Raw genomic sequence first — 22,919 nt, forward strand, 5'->3', positions numbered from 1 at the left:
ACGGCCCCGGCGGCCGGGCGAAATGCCCTGCCGTGATACTTTCGAGGGATGGGAAAAAACCTCTATCTCATTGCCTCCGGCGGAAATCCGAACTACGGCGATGAGCTCATCGTGGCGTCCTGGCTGCGATTCCTTGCCCGCGTCCGGCTTGACGCATCCGTATGGCTGGACTGCCCGCAGCCGGGTACGGCAACCGCATTGTTCGCCGGGATCCATCCCGGCTTCCACGCCACCAATACGCTCTGGCGTTCCTGCGCCGAAGCTCCGGACCAGTCGGCGCAGGCGGTGTGGGACCACGTCGGCAACCTCGTGGCCCACGGAGGCACCCCCATGTATGACGTCGGCCTCCTCGCCCTCGGCCAGGCGGATTCCATTCATCTCCTGGGCGGCGGCTATGTCAATGGCGTGTGGCCTGACCATGTGGGGCTTGTTTCGGGCATGGCAGCTGCAGGCAAGCTGAGCGGCGCCCGCCTCGTCGCCTCCGGCCTCGGCCTGATGCCGCTGCCGGAGAACGCCGAACAGCTGCAGAAGACCTTTGCCGATTTCTCAGCCGTCAGTGTCCGCGATGACCCCAGCGCGGATTTCCTGGGCCTCGAGACCGGGCTGGATGACGTGTTCCTTGGACTGCCCTACGAGCTCAGCCGGAGCAAGAACTCGCAAGTGGTCGTGTCCCGCGCGAAAGACGTGATGCTGTGCATCCAGAGCGACATGACGGATGCACCCGCATTCGACCGGCTGCGGGACAAACTGCGGGTGGTCGTTGAGAACTCGCTTGCCAAGGGCCTCACGGTCGGCTACGTAGAGGCGATACCCGGCTCGGACCGGCGCATGTTCGACGCCTTGGAAGGCCTCATCCCGGAGGAGAATTTCGTTCCCTTTACGCAAGTCTGGAGCGACGGCCTGCCCGTCCGCCGCGGTCAGCTCTGGTACACGTCCCGGTACCATCCCCACATGGTGGCGGCCTCTGCCGGCGCCAAGGGTGTGGCCATCGGCATCCTGGACGACTACTACGACGTCAAGCACCGCTCACTGCTGGACCTCGGAACAGGGTGGACCTACGCCTCCACCAAGGACGACGCCGCCCTGCCGGAGCCGACCGGCTCGCCGGACTTTGAAGCTACGGCGTTGCGGCTCGCGAGTCTGAAGCGTGCAGAAGCTCTTTCGCTGTATCCGGTCCAGTAGACCCGGAGGCCTTGGTCTGCATGGCGCCGGCCACAAACAAAGACGAGGCGCCCCGCTCGTTGAACTGCTCCCAGTTCAACGAGCGGGGCCCCTCGTTGCTCAACTACCAGGCCCTCAGCGGACGCTGCGGGCCATCTTCGGCTTCGGGTCGAACTTGAGACCGGCCAGAATCTCCTTGGCAACCCGCAGCTGCAGCCGGCGTCCCACACCGCCCTTGACCATCCAGGCGTAGGTGGTTGCCACAAACTGTACCCAGGCAAGCTTGTCGTCATGGTGCCAGCGGTAGGATGACTCGTTCCGCGCCCCGTAGAGGAACTTCCATGCATTGCCGGGGTTCAGGTCCCCGAAGTTGACGCCGCGGTTCGTCGGCATGTCGTGTGTGACAACGCTGTCGAGGATCTGGACTCCGGGTCCGTCCGCACTGATCCGAAGCGTGTACTCCATATCGTCGAACCAGATGAAGTATTCCACCAGGGGCAGGCCGTACTTGGCGATGGAGCGTCGCGGAATCAGCACTGAAACGAATGAGCAGTTGGTGATCAGCACCGCCCGCTGGCCCTTGGCGATCAGCCGTCCCCAATCCCAAGTGGCGCCGGCGTTGTTCATCTCGCAGATCGAGCCGTCCGTGTAGCGGACCAGGGAGCAGCTGTACGGTACATTGCGGCCGAGTTCCTGTTCCGCTTCCGCATGGCCACTGAGGAGTTTCTGAAGGGCTGTTTCCTCGGTGTAGCAGTCGTCATCCATAATCCACACCCAGTCGGCGCCGCGCTCGTAAGCACGTTCCATGCCGGCAGCGAACCCCCCGGCCCCGCCTGTGTTGGAATCGAGCCGGACAACTTCCACGCGGGGATCGTCGTCATATACGGACAGCAGCTGCGGCGTTGAATCTGTGCTGGCGTTGTCGATCACAATCAACCGATCGACGGGCCGGGTCTGGGCAAGGATTGAGTCCAAAACCCTTCCGAGCTTGTCGACCCGGTTGTAGGTGACGACTACGGCTGCGACCTGGTCGGTCATGCTTTCCATCCTTCGTAAAGTTCAGTGGTCCACTTCCGTGCTTCGGGGAGTTCCTTCAGCGCGGCAATCTTCTGCCTTTGTTCTTCCACGATCTCTTCGCGCAGCTCCTCCGAGGCCATGATCGCCTTGGTCCGCTCGACAGCTTCCCTGATGAAGGCGAGAGGTTGCCTCGGAACAAGGGCATTAGCGGAAACGAGGGAAGCCTGGGAGCCGACGTCGGTAGACAATACCGCCACGTCCTGGGCAGTCGCCTCAAAGGTTGTCAGCGTGAGTCCCTCGTTGTCCGAAGAAATCACCAACAGGTCCGAATCCGCGAGCGTGTCATCCACGGGATGCGGTGGCTGGCGCAGCTCAAGGTGATCCGTCAGCCCGTATTTGGCAACCAGCCGCGAGGTCTCTTCTTCCAGCGCGCCCGAGCCGTGGAGGATAAAGCGCACCTCCCGGTCCGCGGAGCGCTTCAGCTGGGCTGCATAACGGAGGAACAGATACGGTCGCTTCTGCTGGCTGAGACGGCCCACGAAGGAGATGGTGAACGGGCGTCCAGGTTCCTTCTCGACCTTCGGGGCGGCATGCACTTCGTTCAAGCCGTAGAGCGGAGCGAGCGATACCTTTTCCTTGGGGACATCGCGCTGCAGGACCATGTAGTCCCGCAGCTGCGGCGAGATGACGTGGTGCATGTCGATGGCGTTGGAGAGCTTCACGGCCAGTTCGACGAACCCGCCGGTCCGCCATTCGACGACATGCAGGGAGTCCGCCGTCCGGATCCGCGGATCCATGGCTTTGAACCACGCGAGCCGGTGGTAAAGCCACCCGTTGTGGTGGACATGGATTCCGTGGACTTCAAACTTCGTCAGCAGCGCCAACAGGAGTTGGGTTTCTTCCTCGTCCGAAATGGGAAGGTTAACCGGCAGCACCAGCGCACCGTCGAGTTCGGGGCGCACAATCCAGGGGTGGGCAGACTCGCGGTCTGTCAGCACGATGGGCAGGAAACCGGCCTCGCGGGCCAAGGCAATGGTTTCAATCGCCCAGCGTTCCGCACCGCCCATTTCCAGCCAATGCAGCCCGAATATGATGGCACGTTCGCCGTGTTCCGACGGCCTGGGCAACGGCGCAGACGATTCAATCGGCGCTAGCCTCTGGGGCCGGCGGTTCGGCGTGATGCGCTTTTCGTAGTAGTCGGTCAGGCCCTGGCGCAGGGCGTCGAACGCAATGGGCGCACCGAAACGGGCCCGGCGCAGCACTTTGGCTTTCCGGCCGGGACGATCGTAGAAGGTTGCCCCACCTTCGGCCCGTTCTCCGCCCAGGTCAAGAACCAGGGGCACGGGAGCCGAGTCAGCAGGCACTGTTGCCGGCACCGTGCTCTTGACACCCACCGTGCAAACAACAGCCCGGTTCGGCTCCCACTCATGCCTATGGCAGGCGTACCCGGTCAGTCGCGGAAACTCTCCGTCCGGGGCCCGGAGGACTATGACCTTGAATTCACGGCCAGGCTGGATCAGTGCATGGTAGTTCAAGCCGCCCACAAGAAGGCCAAGTTCCCGAGCCGAGAGCCGAGGCTCTCCGCCTGCCAGCCCTGAACCGCCGTCGTCAATTACTTCGAAGAGCTTTCGGGCCCTACTCATCTGCACTCCCTACTGCATTCGTGTACATGTGTGTCAGCTTCGTTTCAGCTTTCCCGGAGAAGACGGACTGCTTCCCCGATCGGCCCGTCTGCAACTTTCTTGCCCTGCCGCAGCACGACGCCCCTGTCACAGACCCTGCTCACCATATCCAGGTCATGGCTGACGACAACGAGCGTGCAGCCTGACTCCCGGAGTTCCTGGATGCGCGCAAGGCATTTCTTCTGGAATGGTTCGTCGCCTACCGAGAGAATTTCGTCGATCAGGAAAACGTCAGGATTCGTGTGAACGGCGACTGAAAACGCAAGGCGCAGGAACATACCGGATGAATAGAACTTCACCTCGGTGTCAATGAACTTTCCAATTTCCGAGAATGCGACGATCTCATCAAAACGCGCTTCCGTTTCCTTCTCGGTCATTCCAAGAAGCACTCCATTCAGGAACACATTTTCGCGTCCCGTCAGGTCCGGATGGAAACCTGCGCCCACTTCGATGAGCCCGGCCACCTTCCCGCGTGTCCTGACACTTCCGGTATCGGTACTCATGACACCGGAAATGAGCTTGAGGAGAGTCGATTTTCCCGAACCGTTAAAGCCCAGCAGCGCAACCGATTCACCGACTCCGACGGTGACGTCCACCCCGTCCAACGCCATGAACGTCGACGAAAGGTCCCCGCGGCGTCCCTTGAAGAGCCAAACCACTGTCTCTTTGAGGGACCGGGTATGCCGGAGGTTAAAGCGTTTGGATACGTTTTCTACAATGATTGCTTCTGCCGCCATCACAACTCCTGTGCGAATCTGCCCTCAAGGCGACGGAATACGGTCTGGCCAATTGCGAGGATTACTAACGAAATCAACAAGCCCACCGGCAGCCACAGCGAAATGAGGTTCTCCGGCATCCGGGCGCCCTCCGCAGCAGTGCGCACCGCTGCCGTCGGAGCCCAGAACGCGAAGTGGAACAGTTCCACGGCAATCGTCATCGGGTTGAGCTGGTAAAAGAAGTAGAAGGTCTCCCCCAGGGTGTCCCTGACCAGGTACCAGGCGTAGAGCACAGGGGAAAGCCAGGTGGCCATCATAAGCATCAGGTCCACGATGTTTTCGGAGTCCCGGAACATCACATTTGCGGCAGCAAACAGCAGGCCAAGGCCGAGGGACAGCATGGCGACGATGACGAATGCACCTATGGCACCGAGGATCTGGAAGATACTCGGTGCCCATCCGAAGAAGAAGCAGGCGAACAGCAGAATCAGGAACTGCGGCAGGAAGTGGACGATTGCCACCCAGACGGACGCCACCGGGAACAACTCACGCGGAAGGAAGATCTTCTTGACGAGAGCGCCGTTCGCAACGACGGACCGTGTTGCATTGCTGAAGGCTTCGGAAAAGAAGTTCACCAGGATGATGCCCGAGAACATGTAGATCACGAAGTTGGGCTGTTTGTTCAGGCCCAGGAAGACCCCGAGGGCGAAATAGAACACAACGAACTGCACCCCGGGCTTGACGTAGCTCCAGAGCAGGCCCAGCACTGAGTTGCGGTAGCGGACCTTGAGCTCTTTGCGCACGATGAGCCGGAGGAGTTCGCGGCGCCGGAGCACGTCCAGGAGGCCGCCGCCCTTATCGGGAGCGGCCAACAACTCTGCGCTCATGCGTCGACCCCTCCGCTTTCAAGCTTTACGCCAGCTTCAAAATGCGGCCGGATCTGGTTGTCAAACATGGTCAGGGCTGAACCAATTGCCATGTGCATATCGAGGTACTTGTACGTACCGAGCCGGCCACCGAACAGAACATCCTTTTCGGCGGCAGCCAGGTCGCGGTACTTGAGCAGGCGTTCGCGGTCAGCCGCGGTGTTGATCGGGTAGTACGGCTCGTCGCCTTTTTCGGCCGCCCGCGAGAACTCGCGCATGATGACTGTTTTCTCAGTCTGGTAGTCGCGCTCCGGGTGGAAATGGCGGGGTTCGATGATGCGCGTGTACGGGACGTCGTCGTCGTTGTAGTTCACCACTGACGTTCCTTGGAAGTCGCCGACGTCGAGGACCTCCTCTTCGAAGTCGATGGTCCGCCAGGACAGATCGCCTTCCGCGAAATCGAAGTACCGGTCCACCGGACCGGTGTAAATCACCGGTATGCTGCCGACAACTTTGTTCTTGCTGTATTCGTGCGACTCGTCGAAGAAGTCGGTGTTGAGCCGGACCTCAATGTTCGGGTGCTCCGCCATCTTTTCGATCCATGCGGTGTAACCGTTGGTCGGCAGGCCTTCGTACTTGTCGTTGAAGTAGCGGTTGTCATAGTTGTAGCGCACCGGGAGGCGGGAGATGATTCCCGCGGGAAGGTCCTTCGGATCTGTCTGCCACTGCTTGCCGGTGTAGTGCTTGATGAACGCCTCATACAGCGGACGGCCGATCAGCTGGATGCCCTTGTCGTTCAAGTTCTGCGGATCAGTGCCTGCAAGCTCGCCGGCCTGTTCCTTGATCAGGTCCTGGGCCTGGCCCGGGGTCAGGTTGGCGCGGAAGAACTGGTTGATCGTGGCCAGGTTGATCGGCAGGGAGTAGACCTCGCCCTTGTGGACGCCGTACACCTTGTGCACGTAATTCGTGAACGTTGTGAATCGGTTGACATACTCCCACACGCGCTCGTTTGACGTGTGGAACAGATGGGCCCCATAGCGGTGCACCTCGATGCCGGTCTGCTCTTCCTTTTCGCTGTAGGCATTCCCACCGATATGGTGGCGCCGGTCGAGGACAACGACCTTCAAGCCCAGCTCAGTGGCGGCCTGTTCTGCGATTGTCAGGCCGAAAAAGCCCGACCCTACGATGACGAGGTCAGCGGTCACAAAATCTCCTGATTCGAATGCGGGCAGCCCAATGTTGTGCATTGGCTGCTGCTCTAGCCTACCCGAGGCTGTGCCGCCACCAGTGAATCCCTGGCCCAGCCCGGGCTTATCCACATACGCCATAGCGGCCGGTGCCCCGCGGCGGTGCCCGGCGATAGCTTAGGCAGAAACCGACTCCTTCCCAACGGAAAGCACCTGATGACGCTCCACTGCACCCTGGTCCGGGGGCCCGACGCCACCAGCCCCGGTCCCCCGATCGAACTCGAGGTTGAGGCCCCATCCGGAGGTGCTGGCCTCATGCTGCAGCAAGCCCTGGAGAGGGACTACGGCGCGGGCGACTTGTCCGTATCCGGGCTTCCGTTGTCCTGCCTGTCAGTGGGGAAACCGCCGCTCGTCAACGGGGCCGTCATCGTGGACGGCGCCGGAAAACGGCCTTCCGAGGTCGGCGAATCCGCGACGCTGCTGGTCGCTGTACACAGCGGTCCCGCTGCGGGAAAAGTGGTGCCCCTGCGGCGCGGCATCTATCGGATCGGCCGGAGCGGCACGGAAATCGCCATTCCTGATGCTGCGCTGTCCCGTGAACACGCCAGGCTTAACGTCACGGATACGGCTGTCACCATTACCGATTTGGACAGTATCAACGGGACATTCGTGGACGGGAAGCGGGTGGGGCAGGCGTCGGTCTCAACGAACTCACTCATCAGCTGCGGTAACTCCACGCTGTCCATTGTGTTTGGCGCCGGGCCGACCCATCGGCTTCCGGAGTGGGACGCTGCCGGATCCAGCGTGGCTGAACCCTTGAAGATTCCGCATCGGCCGGAAAGCGGCAACAGGGGCGTTCTCCTCCTCACCGCGGTTCTCCCGTTGCTCATTGGCGTGGGTCTTGCGGTCATCACCGGAATGTGGATGTTCCTGGCCTTCACGGCAGTTTCCGCAGTCTCCGTGCTCATTCCCCTGATGGCCGGCCGCCGCCAGCGGCGCCGGCTCAAGACGCTGGTTGCTGCCGCCGTCGAAGACGACACCCAACGACGACGCCGGGCCGCGCCGTCCGCCGCCGAACTCGTCCTCAGGGGCCAAGGCGACCAAACCGGCCCTGCACAAGGTCCCGACGCACCCGACGACGTCGCCCTGCGACTCGGGCTCGCGGAACAACTGGCCAACATCAGCATGGATCCGGCCGACCCGGAGTTCGAGGCGCCGGCGCTGGGGCTCATGCCCTTCATCCTTCCGCTTCCAGACCTCACATCTGTCCGCGGTCCGCAGCAAGATGTCGCGAGTCTGGTCCGGTTCCTGATCATGCAGCTCACCAGTTGCCGGTCTTCATCACGCATCCGGGTCCTGGTGCATGGGTCGCCCCGGTCCCTCCCGCTGACCTCCCGCTACCTTGCGCCCGTGATGCTCTCGTCCAACCTCCGGACGACGTCAGAGGTACTGCAGCGGGGCATCGACCGGACGCGGGAACGCGGCGTACTGATACTGACCGGTGGTGTCGACCACCAGGCCGGTTCTCCCGGTATATATGCGGCCGCGATCAGCCGCGGCTGGCATGTTGTTGACTGCGCACAGGATGGATCCGCGAAGTCGGGCACGGTGATCGAGCTGAGAGGAACTACCGCCCGGGTGTGCGCTGCCGACTCATGGACGTCCTTCCTGCCCGACCTTGTCCCCGAGCAACCTTTCGATCGATACTGCCGAAGCATGGCCCCGCAGTTTGAGCGCAGCCCGGGCTCCGGACCTGCGGTGCCGCAGAACTGCACCTTGTCCGATGTCCTTCCGGGGTCCACGGCAGACACGTCGGCCCGTTGGGCTACCGGCCACCTGAGTCCGGGCCTCTCCGTTCCCATCGGCATGGCGGCCCAAGGTCCCCGCATGCTGGACCTCGAGTCGGACGGCCCGCATTTTCTGGTGGCCGGAACCACGGGTTCCGGTAAGTCTGAACTCCTCAGGAGCCTGACGGCCGGACTGGCCCTTAGCTACCCGCCGGAACGGATCAACTTCCTCTTTATTGATTTCAAAGGCGGCTCCGGCTTGGGACCGTTGACCGGACTTCCCCACTGTGTGGGCATGCTCACTGACCTCACGAGGCACGAACTTGACCGCGCGCTCACCTCCCTGCGAGCCGAAATCCGGCACCGGGAGGAAATGCTGTCCGGCGTGCAGGCGCCGGACCTGGCCGGGTACAGGGCAATTGGCTGCCCGGCCGGCCCGCTTCCTCATCTGATCCTCATCATCGACGAATTTAGAATGCTCGTCGAAGATGCTCCCGAAGCCCTGAAGGAACTGATGCGAATTGCGGCGATCGGACGGTCGCTGGGCGTACACCTGATCATGGCCACGCAGCGACCCCAAGGGGCGCTTACGGCAGATATCCGCGCCAACGTCACTACCAGCATTGCGTTGCGCGTCCAGTCGGAGACGGAATCGGTGGACATCATCAATTCCAGGCTGGCCGCGGGAATTCCGCTGTCCAGTCCAGGGCGCGCCTACTTCGCCCGAGGGACGGAGGATCCAGTCGAATTTCAGGCAGCCTCCCTGGCTGGCGCCGAAACAGCGGTGAGTGCTTCCTCGATCCGTGTTCGCGGCGCAGCGGAGTCCCTTTGGGCATCCGCGTCGGGCAGGGCCGGGCATGCGGCCCCTTGCCTGCCGCGGTCTCCTGCCCGGGCAGCCGGCCCTCTTATCGAATCGCTGGTGCAACTCTGGGGCGGGCTGGGAGGCGCTGCACCCCGTCGGCCAGTGGCCTTGCCGTTGCCATCGACGGTACCCCTTCCCCCGTCCGGCGCGCACGGCACGGACGGGGGAAGGGGTACCGTTCCCCCGTCCGGCGCGCACGGCACGGACGGGGCGGACAGCGGTTCCGATTCCGGTGTCTGGTCCATACAGCTAGGACTGTTGGACGAACCCGACCGGCAGCGCGTTTCCCGGCTGGCATGGCAACCGTCCGGCCACGGGCATCTGGCCCTCGTTGGCGGAACGGGGAGCGGGGTGGACGAAGCCCTGGACCTAACGCTGCAACAGCTGATCGGGCACGACGTTGAATCGCACGTCTACCTGCTCGACGCCGGAAACTCCTTCGGCTCCGCCCGTTCCCTGCCGCGGGTGGGCGCGGCGGCAGGCCTTCACGAACTCCGCCGGGCTGTGCGGATCCTGGAGCGCGTTGCACTCGAACTATCCCTGAGGCTCAGCAGCCCCACGAAGGATGTCCGGCCACCGCTCGTCCTGGTGCTTGCCGGCTGGGGCTCGTGGGCTTCGTCGCTCCGGGCGGGTCCGCTGGCCTGGGCGGAAGACCTGGTCCAGGACATCATCCGGGACGGTGCGCGGGCAGGCGTGACGGTGCTCATTGCCGGAGACCGGGAGCTGGTAACAGCCCGGTACTTCGCATCCGTCCCCAACCGGGCGTACTTTCCCACTGGTTCCACCGAGGAGGGCCGACTTGCATGGCCGCGGCTGCCTGACGTCGCGATGGTCCGCGGACGGGCGGTGGTATTCGGCCCGTTCACTGGCAGCCCGGGCTCGGTGGCCCAGTTCTATGCCGCGCCCGCAGCGGGCATGGCAAAACCGGCGATGGTGAAGGAACCGGCAGCCAGGCCCTTCAGAATCGAAGCCTTGCCCTCGCGCCTGAGCGTGTCCGATGTGCTCGCGCGTGTCACGGCGGACACTGCGTCACCGTCCAACCGCGCTGCCGGCGGTCGGGGCGGTACCAAGAACCGCAGAATTGTCGTCGGTATCGGCGGTGACGAACTTGTCCCGGCAACTGTCCGGTTGCCGCCCGGAAGCGTCCTGCCTGTCCTGGGAAGTTCCTGTTCCGGTAAGAGTTCCTTTCTTGCCGCCCTCCCGCCGCTCAACGCCGAAGTTCCCGGATGGTTCTTTCCCGGTACGGAGGATACCGCCGCCAGCTATTGGGCGGACGTCCTGGCAAGCGCTGATTCCGGCGGTCTCAACAAAGGCTCAGTCCTGCTCGTGGACGATGTCGACTTGCAGACACCGGAAACGAACCGTCACATCGCGGCCCTGCACGGGCTCGGGTTCACGGTAATAATGACTGCGGGGTTCAGCCCGACGCTCAGCCAGAGGGTGCCGGTGGCTGCACAGGCCCGCGGGCAAGGCACCGGCATCCTGGTCGCACCACGAACCATCATGGACGGAGAATTCTTCGGCATTCGCTTCGAAGTGGAGGCCAACCCGCCGCCCGGGCGGGCCGTCGTCATTGCAGAGGGCACGACAACACCGGTCCAACTGGCAGCCGGACCCGGCGCGCGCCCGCAGATCACAACGCGGGGGGCGCCCCTCCGGCCCTCGAAGCAAAGCTGATGACTCTCTTGCTAAACAACAGCACCATGGCAACGACAGCCGGAACCAGCATGGCGAATCCCGCGGCGATGTATCCGCCGGTGAGCGTCGGAAATCCTATGGTCAGGACAAACAATTGGGCTACCAGGGCCCCGGCACGCGGCCACCGGAATCCCCGGAAAAGAAAATACGCAACAGCGTAAAGCCAGGCTGCAAAGGAAAGCAGGAGTGCCAGGGTAAAAACAGCGCCCCAAAAAGAAAGCACCGGCGCCCCCGTGAGCAACTGAACGGCATACCAGCCCGCTGCCACAAGGACAGCCGTCGCCTCCGCTGCGACGATCAGGGACAGTACGATGACCGCCCGCGGCCGCGCGGCCCGGGCTCCCGGGGCAGCAGGAATGGGGCCGGAGTGGTTCTCAGGGGGTCTTGACACACTGGCACCCTACCGGACATAGTCGGTTAGCGGGGAGGGCGCTGGCGACCTATGTGACGTATCGCTCACGCTTAAGAGGCACTTCTTAGACGATTACCCCTTGTTTACACAGCGTTAACATGACACGCTTAATTCAGATGACCAAGGGGACCCGGCAGGGTCCCTTTCTTATGTAGCCTCTAGTGAATATTTTCACAAGATGCTTCCAACGAGTTCCCAGGAATGGAGTGACTGATCAGCATGGATTGGCGTAACCGCGCAGCGTGCCTCGACAAGGACCCGGAGCTTTTCTTCCCAGTAGGAAACACCGGGCCCGCTCTCCTGCAGATCGAGGAAGCCAAAAGTGTGTGCCGCCGCTGCCCCGTGGTGGACACCTGCCTTCAGTGGGCCCTCGAATCGGGACAGGACGCCGGCGTTTGGGGCGGAATGAGCGAAGACGAGCGCCGGGCCCTCAAGCGCCGCGCTGCCCGCGCCCGTCGGGCCTCCTGACCGGATGAATCTGGGCCCTTCGGGCCACAAGAAAGCAGCCGCGGACTTCACAGTCCGCGGCTGCTTTCCCTTTTAAGGCATCCTGTAGCTCAGCGCTTTTGCAGGTTCAGGACGATCTGCACGGCAGTGCCGCCACCCTCACGCGGTTTCCACTGGATACTTCCGCCGAGCTCGCTCGTGACGAGGGTGCGGACGATCTGCAGTCCCAGGCCTTCGACGTGGGGCGTGTCGGGCAGTCCGACGCCGTCATCGGCCACCGTGACGGTCAGGAACTCGTCTCCGTCCTCGCCCTCTGAGCGGTCAGCCAGCAGCCAGACAGTTCCCGTCCTGCCCTCCAGGCCATGTTCGACGGCGTTCGTCACCAGCTCGTTGATCACGAGAGCCAGCGGGGTGGCGAAATCGCTGGGCAGCTCACCGAACAGGCCGGACCTGGCAGTCTTGACCTGCTGCGAGGGTGAAGCGACTTCAGCGGAAAGACGGAACTGCCGCCCAATCAGCTCATCGAAGTCGACGCTCTGCGTCAGTCCCTGGGACAGCGTCTCGTGGACAAGGGCAATGGTTGCAACTCGTCGCATGGCCTGCTCAAGGCCCTGCTTGGCTTCATCGCTGACCATCCGGCGTGACTGCATCCGCAACAGGGCAGCAACCGTCTGCAGGTTGTTTTTCACGCGGTGGTGGATCTCGCGGATGGTGGCGTCCTTGGTCACAAGTTCCATTTCCCGGCGCCGTAGCTCAGAGACGTCACGGCAGAGCACCAGGGCCCCGAACCGCTGTTGCTCATCGCGCAACGGGATGGCCCGCAGTGACAGGCTGACTCCCCGGGATTCAATTTCGCTGCGCCACGGCATCCGCCCGGTCACGACGAGCGGCAGGGTTTCGTCCACCATGCGACGGTCCCTCAACAGCCCCGCAGTGACTTCTGCCAGCGACCTCCCCTCAAGGGATTCACCGTCGCCTAGCCGCCGGAATGCGGAGACGCCGTTGGGGCTGGCGTACTGCACAATTCCGTCTGCGTCGAGCCGGATCAGACCGTCTCCCACCCTCGGCGCGCCGCGGCGGGATCCGGTGGGCGAAGCGAAGTCGGGCCACAGGCCGAGGGTTCCCATGCGCAGCAGGTCGTAGGCGCACTGCCGGTAGGTCAGTTCGAGCCTGGACGGCATCCGGGAACTGGACAGGTCCATGTGTGTGGTCACGATAGCCAGCGTCCGGCCGTTTCTCACCATGGGAACGGCTTCAACCCGGAGGGCCATATCACTGCTCCAGTTGGTTTCACTGGAACGCTCGATGGTCCGGCTGCTCCAGGCCTTATCAACCAGCGGCTGCAGATCCGACCTGATCCCCTCCCCCACGAAGTCGGCGTGGAACACCGTATGCGTGGTGGAGGGGCGGACGTGGGCCAGCGCCACGTAACCGAACTCAGGATGCGGAAACCACAATGCGAGGTCGGCGAAGGCGAGGTCGGCGACCATCTGCCAGTCGCCCACCAGGAGGTGCAGCCACTCGGCATCCCCCGGCCCAAAATCAGCGTGTTCCCTGATGGGGTCCGTAAAGATTGCCACTACACCTCCATATTCGACGCTTGGAACGGGTCCCTAGCGTCGGACGATTGACCTCAAGAGCCTCAATGCTACCGACAGTGACGCCATATCGTCCGCTTCGAGTGAGTTGACCTCGTCAAACATGCTCCTGGCACGGTTCAGCTGCTCGGCATTCAGGCCTTCCCAGTCCAGTACCCGGTCCTCCGCGGGGGCTCCGGCCGACGTCGACTCAAGGACCGACGTCGTAATGTCCGAAATCGTGGAGTACAGGTCATCACGCAAGGCAGCACGGGCAAGTGCCTGCCAGCGGTCACGCCTCGGAAGTTTGGTGATCCGTTCCAGCAGCGAGTCCACATGGAAGCGGTCGAATACCGTGTAGTACACGTGCGCGATGCTTTCCACCGGCTCCGGGCTGACATGGGCGATCTTGGCGATGTCGAGCAGCACGAAGCTTTCGAACAGTTCGGCCCAGCGGTGGGCAAGATCCTCCGGAAGTTCCCAGCTGCGGGCCTTTTCCAGCCAGGCGGCCACGCGCGCACGGTCCTCACCACGCAGGTAATCGAGGAGACGGGCACGCATCGGATCCAACAGCGGCTTGAATTCGTCCACGATTTCCGAAATCGGCCGGGAGGCGCTCCCCTGGCCCAGGACCCACCTGACCGCTCGGTCAAGGAGCCGGCGAATATCCAGGTGTACGGTGCTCCAGTGTTCGGTCGGGAAGGACGCCGGCAGTTCGTTGAGCTCTCCCACCATGACGTCCAGCTCGTAAATTTCGCGGAGGGCGACGAATGCCTTGGCCACGGCTGCTTCGTTGGCCGAGGTCTCTTCAATGGTGCGGAACGCGAACGTAATGCCGCCGAGGTTGATCATGTCGTTCGCCACCACCGTGGCGATGATCTCCCGCCGCAGCGGCTGGGTGTCGAGCTCGGCGTCGAACCTTTCCCGAAGCTGCTTGGGGAAGTACGAACGCAGAGTCTGCCTGAACCACGGGTCGTCAGCGAGATCGCTCTCACGCAGGGCAGTGGCGAGTTCGATCTTCGCGTAAGCCGCCAGAACCGACAGCTCGGGCGAGGTCAGCCCCTGCCCCTGTTCCAGGCGTTCCCGAAGCGTCGCCGTTGTGGGCAGCGCTTCAAGATCGCGCTTGAGGTCGGCGGATTTCTCCAGCCAGTCCATGAGGCGCTCGTAGCTGGGGCTCCACTCCGCAACACGGATGCGGTCGTTGAGGAGCAGGATGTTCTGGTCGATGTTGTCTTCCAGGACGAGCCGCCCTACTTCATCCGTCATGGATGCCAGGAAGTCCGCCCGCTCTGCGGCCTCCAGCTTGCCCGCGGCGACCATCCGGTCAACAAAGATCTTGATGTTAACTTCGTGGTCCGAGCAGTCGACGCCGGCCGAGTTGTCGATGGCGTCGGTGTTCAGGATGACGCCCTGAAGTGCTGCTTCAATACGTCCGCGCTGGGTCATGCCCAGGTTTCCGCCTTCGCCCACCACTTTGACGCGGAGGTCCCGGCCGTCAACGCGGATGGCGTCGTTCGCCTTGTCCCCCACCTCGGCATGCGTTTCGGTGCTTGCCTTGACGTATGTTCCGATACCGCCGTTGTAGAGCAGGTCCGCGGGCGCCAGGAGAATGGCGCGAAGGAGTTCCGGCGGGCTCAGTTCGGTGGTGCCGTCAGGCAGCCCGAGGGCGACCCGCACCTGGTCGGAGACAGGAATGGACTTTGCCTGCCGTCCGAAGATGCCGCCTCCTTCGCTGATGAGGGATTTGTCGTAATCGTCCCAGGAGGACCGGGGCAGGTCGAAGAGCCGCTGCCGTTCTGCGTAGGATGACGCCTCATCGGGATTCGGATCCAAGAAGATGTGGCGGTGGTCGAATGCTGCCAGCAGCCGGATGTGTTGCGAAAGCAGCATCCCGTTGCCAAACACATCGCCGGACATATCGCCGACGCCCACCACCGTAAACGGCTCAGACTGCGTGTCCAGGTCCAGTTCGCTGAAGTGGCGCTTGACCGATTCCCACGCGCCGCGGGCCGTGATCCCCATGGCTTTGTGGTCGTAGCCCACGGAGCCGCCCGAGGCGAAGGCATCCCCCAGCCAGAAACCGTACTCTGCCGAGAGCCCGTTGGCGATGTCCGAGAACGTTGCCGTTCCCTTGTCTGCAGCGACAACAAGGTAGTTGTCGTTGTCGTCGTGGCGGACGACGTCGGCCGGCGGAACCACAGCTTCGCCGTCCGGAGTGGTGATCAGGTTGTCCGTAAGGTCCAGCAGACCGCGGATGAAGGTCTTGTAGCTCTCCACGCCCTCCGCCATCCACGCCGTCCGGTCGACCGCAGGGTCAGGGAGCTGCTTGGCGAAGAATCCGCCCTTGGCGCCGGTGGGCACAATGACGGCATTCTTGACGGTCTGAGCTTTCACAAGGCCAAGGATTTCGGTGCGGAAGTCCTCGCGCCGGTCGGACCAGCGGAGCCCGCCACGGGCCACCTTGCCGAAACGCAGATGCACGCCTTCCACCCTGGGCGAGTACACCCAGATTTCAAACATCGGGCGCGGGAAGGCCAGCCCGTCGATCGCGGCCGGATTCAGTTTGAAGCTCAGGTACGGCTTCTGCTGGTAGAAGTTGGTGCGGAGTGTGGCCTCAATGAGGTTCGCAAACGTCCGGAGCACACGGTCTGCATCCAACGTGGCGACCTGCTCAATAGCGGCCGCCAGCTCCGCGCGCACGGTTACCTGGCGCGCCGCCCGGACATCGTCCCCGATGGCGGGGTCAAAGCGCGCCGCGAAGAGTGCGCTCAGTGAACGGGTCACGTCGGGATTGGCCAGCAGCGTGTCGGCAATGAATCCAAACGAGTTCGTATTACCCATCTGGCGCATATATTTCGCGTAGGCACGGAGGACCACAATCTGGCGCCAGTGCATGCCCTCACGCAGGACCAGCCGGTCAAAGCTGTCCGACTCGACGTCACCGGAAACGGCGGCGCCGAAAGCTTCCGCCAACAACTGGCCGGTCCCGAGGGGAGCCACGCCGGCAGGGTACTTGAGGCCCAGGTCGTACAGGAAGAAGTCCCGCTTGTCCGCGGTCTCGATCTCGAAGGGCCGTTCATCGAGCACTTCAAGGCCAAGGTTATGGAAGTACGGCAGAATCTGGCTAAGGCTCTTCGGCTCAAGCATGTAAAGCTTGACGCGCGCGTCCTCTTCCAACGTGGCTCCGGCACCCTCCGGCAGGTACACATGCACCCCGGGCCGCTCCTGCGTGCCCTTTTCGGCCAGCTCGGCAGCCGACCCGTACTTCTCGAACCGCGCGATGTCCGTCAGGGCGTCCTCAACCTCGTAGTCCACGCGGTAGGTGGCCGGGAAGGCCTCGGCCCAGGCCGAGGCAAGTCCTTTATTGTCGTCATCGGTGGCGCTGGCACGCAGCACCTCGGTAATGCCTTCGCTCCACGAGCGCGCTGCCCGGACCAGCCTCTTCTCAAGCTCTTCGACATTGACGTCGCTGACATCGGCATCCTTGGGCAACCGGATACGGAAGAACAGCCTGGCCAACGCAGACTCGGTCATCCTGGCTTCGTAGTCAATGGAGACGGCATGGAACGTCTCGCGGAGCTCCTGCTCAATGCGGAGGCGCACGTTGGTGGTGTACCGGTCACGGGGCAGATAGACGAGTGCGGACATGAAACGGCCGTAGATATCAGGCCTCAGGAACAGCCGCGTGCGCCGCCGTTCCTGCAGTCGCTGGATCCCGGTTGCCGTCGCGGCAAGGTCCGACACCTCGATCTGGAACAGCTCATCGCGGGGGTAGGTTTCGAGAATACCCAGCAGGTCTTTGCCGGAGTGCGAGTGCGGCGGGAATCCGGCGCTGCGCAGCACGGCTTCAACCTTCTCGCGGACAATCGGAATGTTCCTGACCGAGCCGGCGTAGGCGCTGGTGGCGAAAAGACCGATGAACCGCTGCTCGCCGTTGACGTTTCCGGCGGCGTCAAAGCTCTTGACTCCGATGTAGTCGAGGTACGCGGGGCGGTGCACCGTGGAGCGGGAATTGGCTTTGGTGATGACCAAGGCGCGCTTTTCACGGGCCTTCCTGCGGCCCGCAACGGTGAGGTGCTGGACGTGGTGTCCGTCGGCGCCGCTGCGCAGCAGCCCGAGGCCGCTTTCCTCGCGCAGTTCCAGCACGTCCTCGCCGGACTCATTGACGAGGTCGTATTCGCGGTAGCCAAGGAAGGTGAAGTTGCCGTCGTCGAGCCACCGGAGGAGGTCCTGGGCCTGGCGCAGTTCCTCGATCTGCGATGGGTTGGCCACCTTGTCCAGGTCCTGGGCGATCTGGAGCGCCTTGTTGCGCATCTTGGGCCAGTCCTCGACAGCGGACCGGACGTCCCCAAGGACTCGTTCGATGCCTTCGATGAGCCGTCCATGCGCTTCTTCGCTGGCAGGACCGATTTCGACGGCGATCCACGACTCCATGTGCGAGGCGTTGTCGCCCTGGGCAATCAGGTGTGACAGGCTTGGCATCGCTGCCGTGTCGCCGCTGGAGATACCAATACTGGACGGGACCCTGTCCACTTTTGTCAGTCGCGCGGTTTCGCGGTTGCGCGTAACCACAAACAGCGGGTGAAGGACGAGGTGGATGGCCGAGTTCTGGCGCACGAGCTCGGCGTTGACGGAGTCCACCAGGAACGGCATATCGTCCGTGACGATGTACACCACGCTGCAGTCGGCTTCGTCCACGATCCGCACGTTGGCGGTGCCCGGCACCCGGACAGCAGCCACTTCCCGGTGGGTTTCGGCGCGGGCAGCCAGGACGTCCGGTGAGTACGCCCGGGAATCCTCCTCCGCAAGGTGCTCGTAGTAGTCTCCGAAGTACCCTTCACGGGCTCCGAGCAAAACGGACTGATCCTCCACGCTGGACCCAGACGACATCGACAAACGCCTCCATCACAAGTTCATAGTTGCCTCTTTGCAACCCTTATGGCGAGCCTAGCCCTTTAGGTGACGCTTCGCTGTGGAAGAAAAGACAGAGGATCGGCGCTTTTGATGGACAGGTGCACAAACCGTTTCGGCTATCGCATAACGCAGCCCGGACTCGGGCGCGGCCTCGAGCAAGAGGCTTCCGGACAACAGTGCCGCGTCGCACGCTGCGTTGTCTGAGGGAAGGAACGAGGCAATGCCTTCCGCCGGCCCGTACCTCTCCCACGCCTCCCGGAGCTGGCGCTCGGGGAAGCGTCCGACGGCCGAGGCGCGGACTTTATTCAGGATCACCCTTGGTGATGCCTGCGGAACCGCCGCTTCGAGCTCGGAAAGGCCGCGAACCAGCCGTGGCACGCCGATGGAATCGGCCGATCCCACAGCATAAACAGTGTCCGCGAGTTCAAGGCTTCGGAGGGTAGCGGCATTCCTTCGCGGTGCCATGGTGTCAAAACTGAGTTCCTCGTCTGCCTCGAGGCAGAAGCCAGTGTCAACGACAATGTAGTCCGCCACCTCACGGGCTTTTTCAAAGACTGCACCAAGGGCAGATGCGCGCAACTCGGTCCAGCGGTCTGCGCGTGTGATCCCTGTCAAGACCTGAAGCGTGCCTGGTTTGAGGGCGACGGACGTGGCGATCTTCAGCAAGGCGTCGGCATCCAGCTGCCCCAGGTCGGCCAACCGGCAGGCCTGGGCCAACCCGGCAGATTCGTCGAGCAGTCCCAGCAGTCCCGCAACGCTCGCTCCGTAGCTGTCAGCGTCGATCAGGAGCACCGAGTTGCCTGCTGCGGCCAATTCACCTGCCATGTTGACTGCCACCAGTGTCCGGCCCGGTGACCCGGCAGGACCCCAGACGGCGAGGACCTGGCCGGCGCCGGACGGCTCGGCCGGAAGGTCATCTCCCGCGCCCGGCAAGGTTCGAATGGCGGCACCGGTGTCGGCGAAGCCGCTGTCACCAGCCTGAACCGACCCGGGAAGGGCCCACTGGGCAACCGCACCCGAGATCCTGCCTGCCAGCGCTGCAGAGTCCACCCCCGCCGGCGCAGCCGTGACGCCGATCGCGGTCAGCCTCGCCGTTTCTGTGGCGCTGTCCGTCAACGCAACAATCACGACGCCGACGGCGGTGAGCCGGTCGACAAGCGAAGCCGTCAGTTCGTCACTCCCCTCCGCGACGACGGCCGCCCGTGCGAGTCCGCTTTGGCAGGCGGCCAGCAGTTCCGCCAGTTCCGAGCATCTCCGCACCACAGTGACCGGTCCATGGAGGCGTTCCAGGCCTCCGACAAGGTCCTCGCGTGATTGCCCGACCGTGACCACCGGAATACTCACGGGGTTTCACCGCCCGGGTTCCAGACCACCGATATCTTGGCCTTGTTCGCCTGCGCTCCCAGCAGACTGGGCATCTGCTCGTCTGTAACGAGGACCATGACCACGGTGGACCGGGACGACCCCAAGGTGGTCGATCCGGGAGTGACCTCAGCGACCTCGGCCCCGGGCAGCAACAATTTCGGCTCATTGAACCCGTTACGGGCATCAGGCAAGGCCACCCAGGCGTCCACCCGCGAACCGGCCGCCACTTGTTCCGGCAGCGCCTCGTCAATGGTGATGGCGACCGGCTTGCGGTTCAACGCATCGGGCCGGCCGAGGCTCTCCCGTGGCACCAGCTGGTCCGGGCCAATCCGCTGTACCGCAACCATGCCTTCTGGCAGTCCGGCCTCGGCGGTGACGTAGTGGGCTTCGACGTCGCCGAGCCGGACTTTCACCCGGTTGACGTTCTCAGGCGTGAGCTTCTCCCCCACGGCGATCGACCCCCTTGCCGCGTACACCTCGGTGGTCCGGTCGGCAGCACCGACAAGCGACACAACGCCGGCCACGGACGCCATCACCAGCAGGAATCCGAGCAGGAGCCGCGGATCCTTCCAGGACGGCTTTTTCAACCTGACTGCCGTCGTCGTACTTGAACTCACGTACCGCTCCCCCCTCGGTGCCGACCGGGCTGGTTCTGCGCCGGACTCCCTCATTGTTACGGCAAAACGGCAGGATCGAAAGTCACAAGTCCAAACAGCGCCAAACTGTGGATAACCGCATCATTCGACGTCATTGGTGGCAAAATAGTGGCATGCCCCGATTCCTCACCCTCGCAGACGTAGCGGAACAGCTGCAGATCAATTCCCCGGCAGCCTATGCACTCGTGCGAAGCGGCGAACTCAAGGCCATCCAAGTGGGCGGACGCGGACAGTGGCGCGTGGAAGAGAAGATGCTGGAACAGTACATCGAAGAGCGCTATGCGGAGGCAGACCGCATGATCCAGGAAGCCAAAGCCAAGTCCGTCTGAACCAGGGGCGGCCGAGGGCGCGCCGTCCTACTGATGACCTTCCGCGCCGCGGACGGACCGTAACGCACCAAGCGAGGAAAAAGGTACCGACGCAATCTGGCTGACGTTGGCCGCGCGGCGGGCTTCTCCGGGCCGGGTCAAGGCCAGATCCAAGTAATCCCGCCCCACGCGGTCGATGACGCCGCTCAGCACCGCAGCTTCCTGCGTGCCACCGACGAGGACCACCGCAAGATCAGCCCTGTCGCGCGCCAGCGCACGAAGGGCGCTGGCGAGTCCCAATTTGCGCCTGACCGACGACGGCTCCGACACTGCCAGCCTCCCCAGGCCGTGATAGCGGGAAACCGCCGCAAATGGAACCAGCACCTGATGATGATGGTCGTTGAGGAGCAGGCTCTCTCCACCCACGTGGCCCAGTGTTCCCTCGAACACGGCGCCGGATACCAAGTGGACCGCCACCCTAAGCCCCATGGATCCGCGCAATCTGTCGGCCAGCTCGACGCCCGCAACCTCCGCCCGCGACCGTTCGGAGATTTCCGATTCAAGGTGCAGGCGGTCAACCGAGGCCAGCTGCGCCTCCATGTCTCCAAACAAGGCATCCCAACGCATGCCGCAAATCTAGGCCGGGGCAGGCCAGCGGTCAATTCACGGGCCTCACCGGGCGACCAAAAAACAAATGACTGGACAAAACTTGAAGAGCAAGTTCAAACTAGGTTCAGTTGCATCAAACAACATCAAACAGGATCAAATGACTAAGGAGCGGGCACATGGGGGTTTCACGGGGCAGGATGCTTGGCTCGGACGCATCCCTGGCGGCGGCGATTCTGCTCCTGGGATTCTTTCTGGCGGCCACCGGCGCCTCACTGATGGAACGCTGGCAGCGGTCATCCGCGAAGGCCCAGTCACTTGGCTTCGAAGACCTGCTCGGATTTGTCGTCAACACCGCAGGACTCATCGTGGTCACCTGGTGGGTCCTGTCGATGGTTATAGCGTTTGCGTCTGCCGCCCTCGAGCGCACCGGGAACGGCCGAGCCGCAGAAATCACGGGAAAGTTCAGCCCCGCCTTCATGCGCAGACTCGCTCTCGCCGCAGTGGGACTGCACCTACTGGGCGCACCTCTCGCCCAAGCCGCTACGGATCCCGCCGCCCCTCAGTGGAGTCCAACCACGCCCGCAGCTGCAGCTGTTTGGGCCCCCACGGAACAGCATGCCGGGGACCTCAGCCCGAGTTCTTCGCCATCCGCCGGGTGGGCACCAACCACGTCGTCACCCGACGCCGTGGCGGGCCGCGCCGCCCTGGTGTCCGCGTTGCCGGCGATCTCCACATCCGGCGAGAAGGCGGATCCACGGTGGAAGCCGAATGCGCCCCTCGTGAGCCCGGGTCCGCTGGCGGCCCAACCCGGGATCCGCCCACAGCCGGTTGTCGACGACGGGCACGTCACAGTGGTTGCCGGCGACTCGCTCTGGAGTATTGCGGCCAGGCACCTGGGCGGCAGCCGCGCTTCCGATCTCGATATCGCCATGGAATGGCCCCGATGGTATGAGGCCAACAGGGCGGTCATAGGAGACCGCCCCGATGCACTTCTCCCGGGCCAGGTCCTCAGGCCTCCATCCTGACCCTGAATCCGCCACAGGCCGCCGGCCACCATCAACTATTCGCCATCAATCAGAGGAACGACATGAGCGCACTGCACCTGGCAGCTACATCACCGGCATCGGAAGGTTCCGCACCCGGTATCCCGCCCGCCCGCAGGCTGGCAGCAGTTCCGGCAACGGACGATATGTCCGCGGGTCATCGTCCGGCCGACGCACCGCCAGGGCCGCGGCCAACAAATCCGGCCGGAGCCGGCGATAACGGGCGTTCCCTGCGGATTGCGGGTGAGAACAGGGAAGTCTGCGCGATTACCCGCGGGACGGTTCAAGCCGCCATCGAAGTGCTGGCAGGAACACGGCCTGTCCAGCAACTCTCCCGGAGGCTTGACCAACGGTGCCTGGCCTCATTGCAGCACCGCGCGGCGCTGACCCGTCGGCTTGCTGCCGGTCCCTCCCCCACAGCAGGTCGCCTGCACCGCAACCCAGTAGTCCGCTCGGTCCGCGCCTGCGAAGTCGCTGCCGGGATCTACGAGGCAAGTGCCGTGGTCGTGGATGAACTGAGGGTCCGCGCAGTCGCTGTAAGGCTTGAGCGCAGCAACCAGGTGTGGCGCATCACGGCACTGGAGATCGGTTGACTGATCGTCGTGAACGCCA

Annotated in this window: 17 protein-coding genes; 6 read left to right on the top strand and 11 right to left on the bottom strand. The window is 63.4% G+C overall.

The window, feature by feature from the left end; genetic code table 11:
• The first annotated feature begins 48 nt into the window (after window positions 1-48).
• A complete protein-coding gene (locus AC1MDG_RS13570; protein WP_479804434.1) occupies window positions 49-1,182 on the top strand; it encodes a polysaccharide pyruvyl transferase family protein in 1,134 nt (377 codons plus the stop codon).
• A 114-nt stretch (window positions 1,183-1,296) separates the two neighbouring features.
• On the opposite strand, the gene AC1MDG_RS13575 is transcribed toward AC1MDG_RS13570, so the two are convergent.
• From AC1MDG_RS13575 to glf, 5 genes are read right to left on the bottom strand one after another with little or no spacing between them, the layout of a single operon-like run.
• Window positions 1,297-2,199, bottom strand: coding sequence for a glycosyltransferase family 2 protein (locus tag AC1MDG_RS13575; protein WP_200891024.1), 903 nt, complete (start codon window positions 2,197-2,199; stop codon window positions 1,297-1,299).
• A complete protein-coding gene (locus AC1MDG_RS13580; RefSeq protein WP_479804435.1) occupies window positions 2,196-3,821 on the bottom strand; it encodes a glycosyltransferase in 1,626 nt (541 codons plus the stop codon). Before AC1MDG_RS13580 ends, AC1MDG_RS13575 begins: the two co-directional genes overlap by 4 nt.
• A 44-nt stretch (window positions 3,822-3,865) precedes the next feature.
• Entirely contained in the window at window positions 3,866-4,597 is a 732-nt protein-coding gene (locus AC1MDG_RS13585) for an ABC transporter ATP-binding protein (protein WP_043482624.1), read from the bottom strand.
• Window positions 4,597-5,463: an ABC transporter permease gene (locus AC1MDG_RS13590; RefSeq protein ID WP_479804437.1), complete on the bottom strand. Its 867-nt coding sequence runs from the start codon at window positions 5,461-5,463 to the stop codon at window positions 4,597-4,599. Before AC1MDG_RS13590 ends, AC1MDG_RS13585 begins: the two co-directional genes overlap by 1 nt.
• Complete coding sequence (glf, locus tag AC1MDG_RS13595; protein ID WP_479804439.1) at window positions 5,460-6,647, bottom strand: UDP-galactopyranose mutase; 1,188 nt, start codon at window positions 6,645-6,647, stop codon at window positions 5,460-5,462. The genes AC1MDG_RS13590 and glf overlap by 4 nt, the downstream gene beginning before the upstream one ends.
• 198 nt (window positions 6,648-6,845) lie before the next feature.
• Here glf and AC1MDG_RS13600 point away from each other — a divergent pair, with 198 nt between their 5' ends.
• Window positions 6,846-10,955, top strand: coding sequence for an FtsK/SpoIIIE domain-containing protein (locus tag AC1MDG_RS13600; protein WP_479804440.1), 4,110 nt, complete (start codon window positions 6,846-6,848; stop codon window positions 10,953-10,955).
• Here AC1MDG_RS13600 and AC1MDG_RS13605 read toward each other — a convergent pair.
• Window positions 10,912-11,334, bottom strand: coding sequence for a hypothetical protein (locus AC1MDG_RS13605; RefSeq protein ID WP_479809103.1), 423 nt, complete (start codon window positions 11,332-11,334; stop codon window positions 10,912-10,914). The genes AC1MDG_RS13600 and AC1MDG_RS13605 overlap by 44 nt on opposite strands.
• Window positions 11,335-11,607: 273 nt before the next feature.
• On the opposite strand from AC1MDG_RS13605, the gene AC1MDG_RS13610 reads away from it, so the two are divergent.
• Complete coding sequence (locus AC1MDG_RS13610; RefSeq protein WP_003804966.1) at window positions 11,608-11,856, top strand: WhiB family transcriptional regulator; 249 nt, start codon at window positions 11,608-11,610, stop codon at window positions 11,854-11,856.
• Between the two features lie 89 nt (window positions 11,857-11,945).
• On the opposite strand, the gene AC1MDG_RS13615 is transcribed toward AC1MDG_RS13610, so the two are convergent.
• Genes AC1MDG_RS13615 through AC1MDG_RS13630 form a run of 4 tightly spaced genes read right to left on the bottom strand, consistent with a single transcriptional unit; the run spans window position 11,946 to window position 20,308 of the window.
• Window positions 11,946-13,415, bottom strand: coding sequence for a sensor histidine kinase (locus AC1MDG_RS13615; RefSeq protein ID WP_479804441.1), 1,470 nt, complete (start codon window positions 13,413-13,415; stop codon window positions 11,946-11,948).
• 33 nt (window positions 13,416-13,448) lie between these two features.
• Window positions 13,449-18,302 (bottom strand): NAD-glutamate dehydrogenase, encoded by a 4,854-nt coding sequence (locus AC1MDG_RS13620; protein ID WP_479804443.1) that lies wholly within the window; start codon window positions 18,300-18,302, stop codon window positions 13,449-13,451.
• Between the two features lie 57 nt (window positions 18,303-18,359).
• On the bottom strand, window positions 18,360-19,670 hold the full coding sequence (locus tag AC1MDG_RS13625; protein WP_479804444.1) for a CpaE/TadZ family protein: 1,311 nt from the start codon (window positions 19,668-19,670) through the stop codon (window positions 18,360-18,362).
• Window positions 19,667-20,308, bottom strand: coding sequence for an SAF domain-containing protein (locus AC1MDG_RS13630; RefSeq protein ID WP_144406424.1), 642 nt, complete (start codon window positions 20,306-20,308; stop codon window positions 19,667-19,669). The genes AC1MDG_RS13625 and AC1MDG_RS13630 overlap by 4 nt, the downstream gene beginning before the upstream one ends.
• A gap of 152 nt (window positions 20,309-20,460) precedes the next feature.
• Between AC1MDG_RS13630 and AC1MDG_RS13635 the strand changes: the two genes are divergently transcribed.
• Window positions 20,461-20,676 carry a helix-turn-helix domain-containing protein gene (locus AC1MDG_RS13635; protein ID WP_043482632.1) on the top strand — a complete coding sequence of 72 codons (216 nt, stop codon included), beginning with the start codon at window positions 20,461-20,463 and terminating at the stop codon, window positions 20,674-20,676.
• 27 nt (window positions 20,677-20,703) lie between these two features.
• On the opposite strand, the gene AC1MDG_RS13640 is transcribed toward AC1MDG_RS13635, so the two are convergent.
• Entirely contained in the window at window positions 20,704-21,282 is a 579-nt protein-coding gene (locus tag AC1MDG_RS13640; RefSeq protein WP_479804446.1) for a hypothetical protein, read from the bottom strand.
• Between the two features lie 158 nt (window positions 21,283-21,440).
• Here AC1MDG_RS13640 and AC1MDG_RS13645 point away from each other — a divergent pair, with 158 nt between their 5' ends.
• Both AC1MDG_RS13645 and AC1MDG_RS13650 read left to right on the top strand, forming a co-directional pair.
• A complete protein-coding gene (locus AC1MDG_RS13645) occupies window positions 21,441-22,289 on the top strand; it encodes a LysM peptidoglycan-binding domain-containing protein (RefSeq protein ID WP_479804448.1) in 849 nt (282 codons plus the stop codon).
• Between the two features lie 62 nt (window positions 22,290-22,351).
• Window positions 22,352-22,900, top strand: coding sequence for an Rv3235 family protein (locus tag AC1MDG_RS13650; RefSeq protein WP_479804450.1), 549 nt, complete (start codon window positions 22,352-22,354; stop codon window positions 22,898-22,900).
• The last annotated feature ends 19 nt before the right edge of the window (window positions 22,901-22,919 follow it).

The sequence above is a fragment of the Arthrobacter sp. AIWTK1 genome, assembly GCF_056680535.1.

Excerpts from the sequence above, each read along its gene's own strand:
- AC1MDG_RS13570 (WP_479804434.1), top strand. The coding sequence starts at position 49 with ATGGGAAAAAACCTCTATCTCATTGCCTCCGGCGGAAATCCGAACTAC.
- AC1MDG_RS13575 (WP_200891024.1), bottom strand. The coding sequence starts at position 2,199 with ATGACCGACCAGGTCGCAGCCGTAGTCGTCACCTACAACCGGGTCGAC.
- AC1MDG_RS13580 (WP_479804435.1), bottom strand. The coding sequence starts at position 3,821 with ATGAGTAGGGCCCGAAAGCTCTTCGAAGTAATTGACGACGGCGGTTCA.
- AC1MDG_RS13585 (WP_043482624.1), bottom strand. The coding sequence starts at position 4,597 with ATGGCGGCAGAAGCAATCATTGTAGAAAACGTATCCAAACGCTTTAAC.
- AC1MDG_RS13590 (WP_479804437.1), bottom strand. The coding sequence starts at position 5,463 with ATGAGCGCAGAGTTGTTGGCCGCTCCCGATAAGGGCGGCGGCCTCCTG.
- AC1MDG_RS13600 (WP_479804440.1), top strand. The coding sequence starts at position 6,846 with ATGACGCTCCACTGCACCCTGGTCCGGGGGCCCGACGCCACCAGCCCC.
- AC1MDG_RS13610 (WP_003804966.1), top strand. The coding sequence starts at position 11,608 with ATGGATTGGCGTAACCGCGCAGCGTGCCTCGACAAGGACCCGGAGCTT.
- AC1MDG_RS13620 (WP_479804443.1), bottom strand. The coding sequence starts at position 18,302 with ATGTCGTCTGGGTCCAGCGTGGAGGATCAGTCCGTTTTGCTCGGAGCC.
- AC1MDG_RS13635 (WP_043482632.1), top strand. The coding sequence starts at position 20,461 with ATGCCCCGATTCCTCACCCTCGCAGACGTAGCGGAACAGCTGCAGATC.
- AC1MDG_RS13640 (WP_479804446.1), bottom strand. The coding sequence starts at position 21,282 with ATGCGTTGGGATGCCTTGTTTGGAGACATGGAGGCGCAGCTGGCCTCG.
- AC1MDG_RS13645 (WP_479804448.1), top strand. The coding sequence starts at position 21,441 with ATGGGGGTTTCACGGGGCAGGATGCTTGGCTCGGACGCATCCCTGGCG.
- AC1MDG_RS13650 (WP_479804450.1), top strand. The coding sequence starts at position 22,352 with ATGAGCGCACTGCACCTGGCAGCTACATCACCGGCATCGGAAGGTTCC.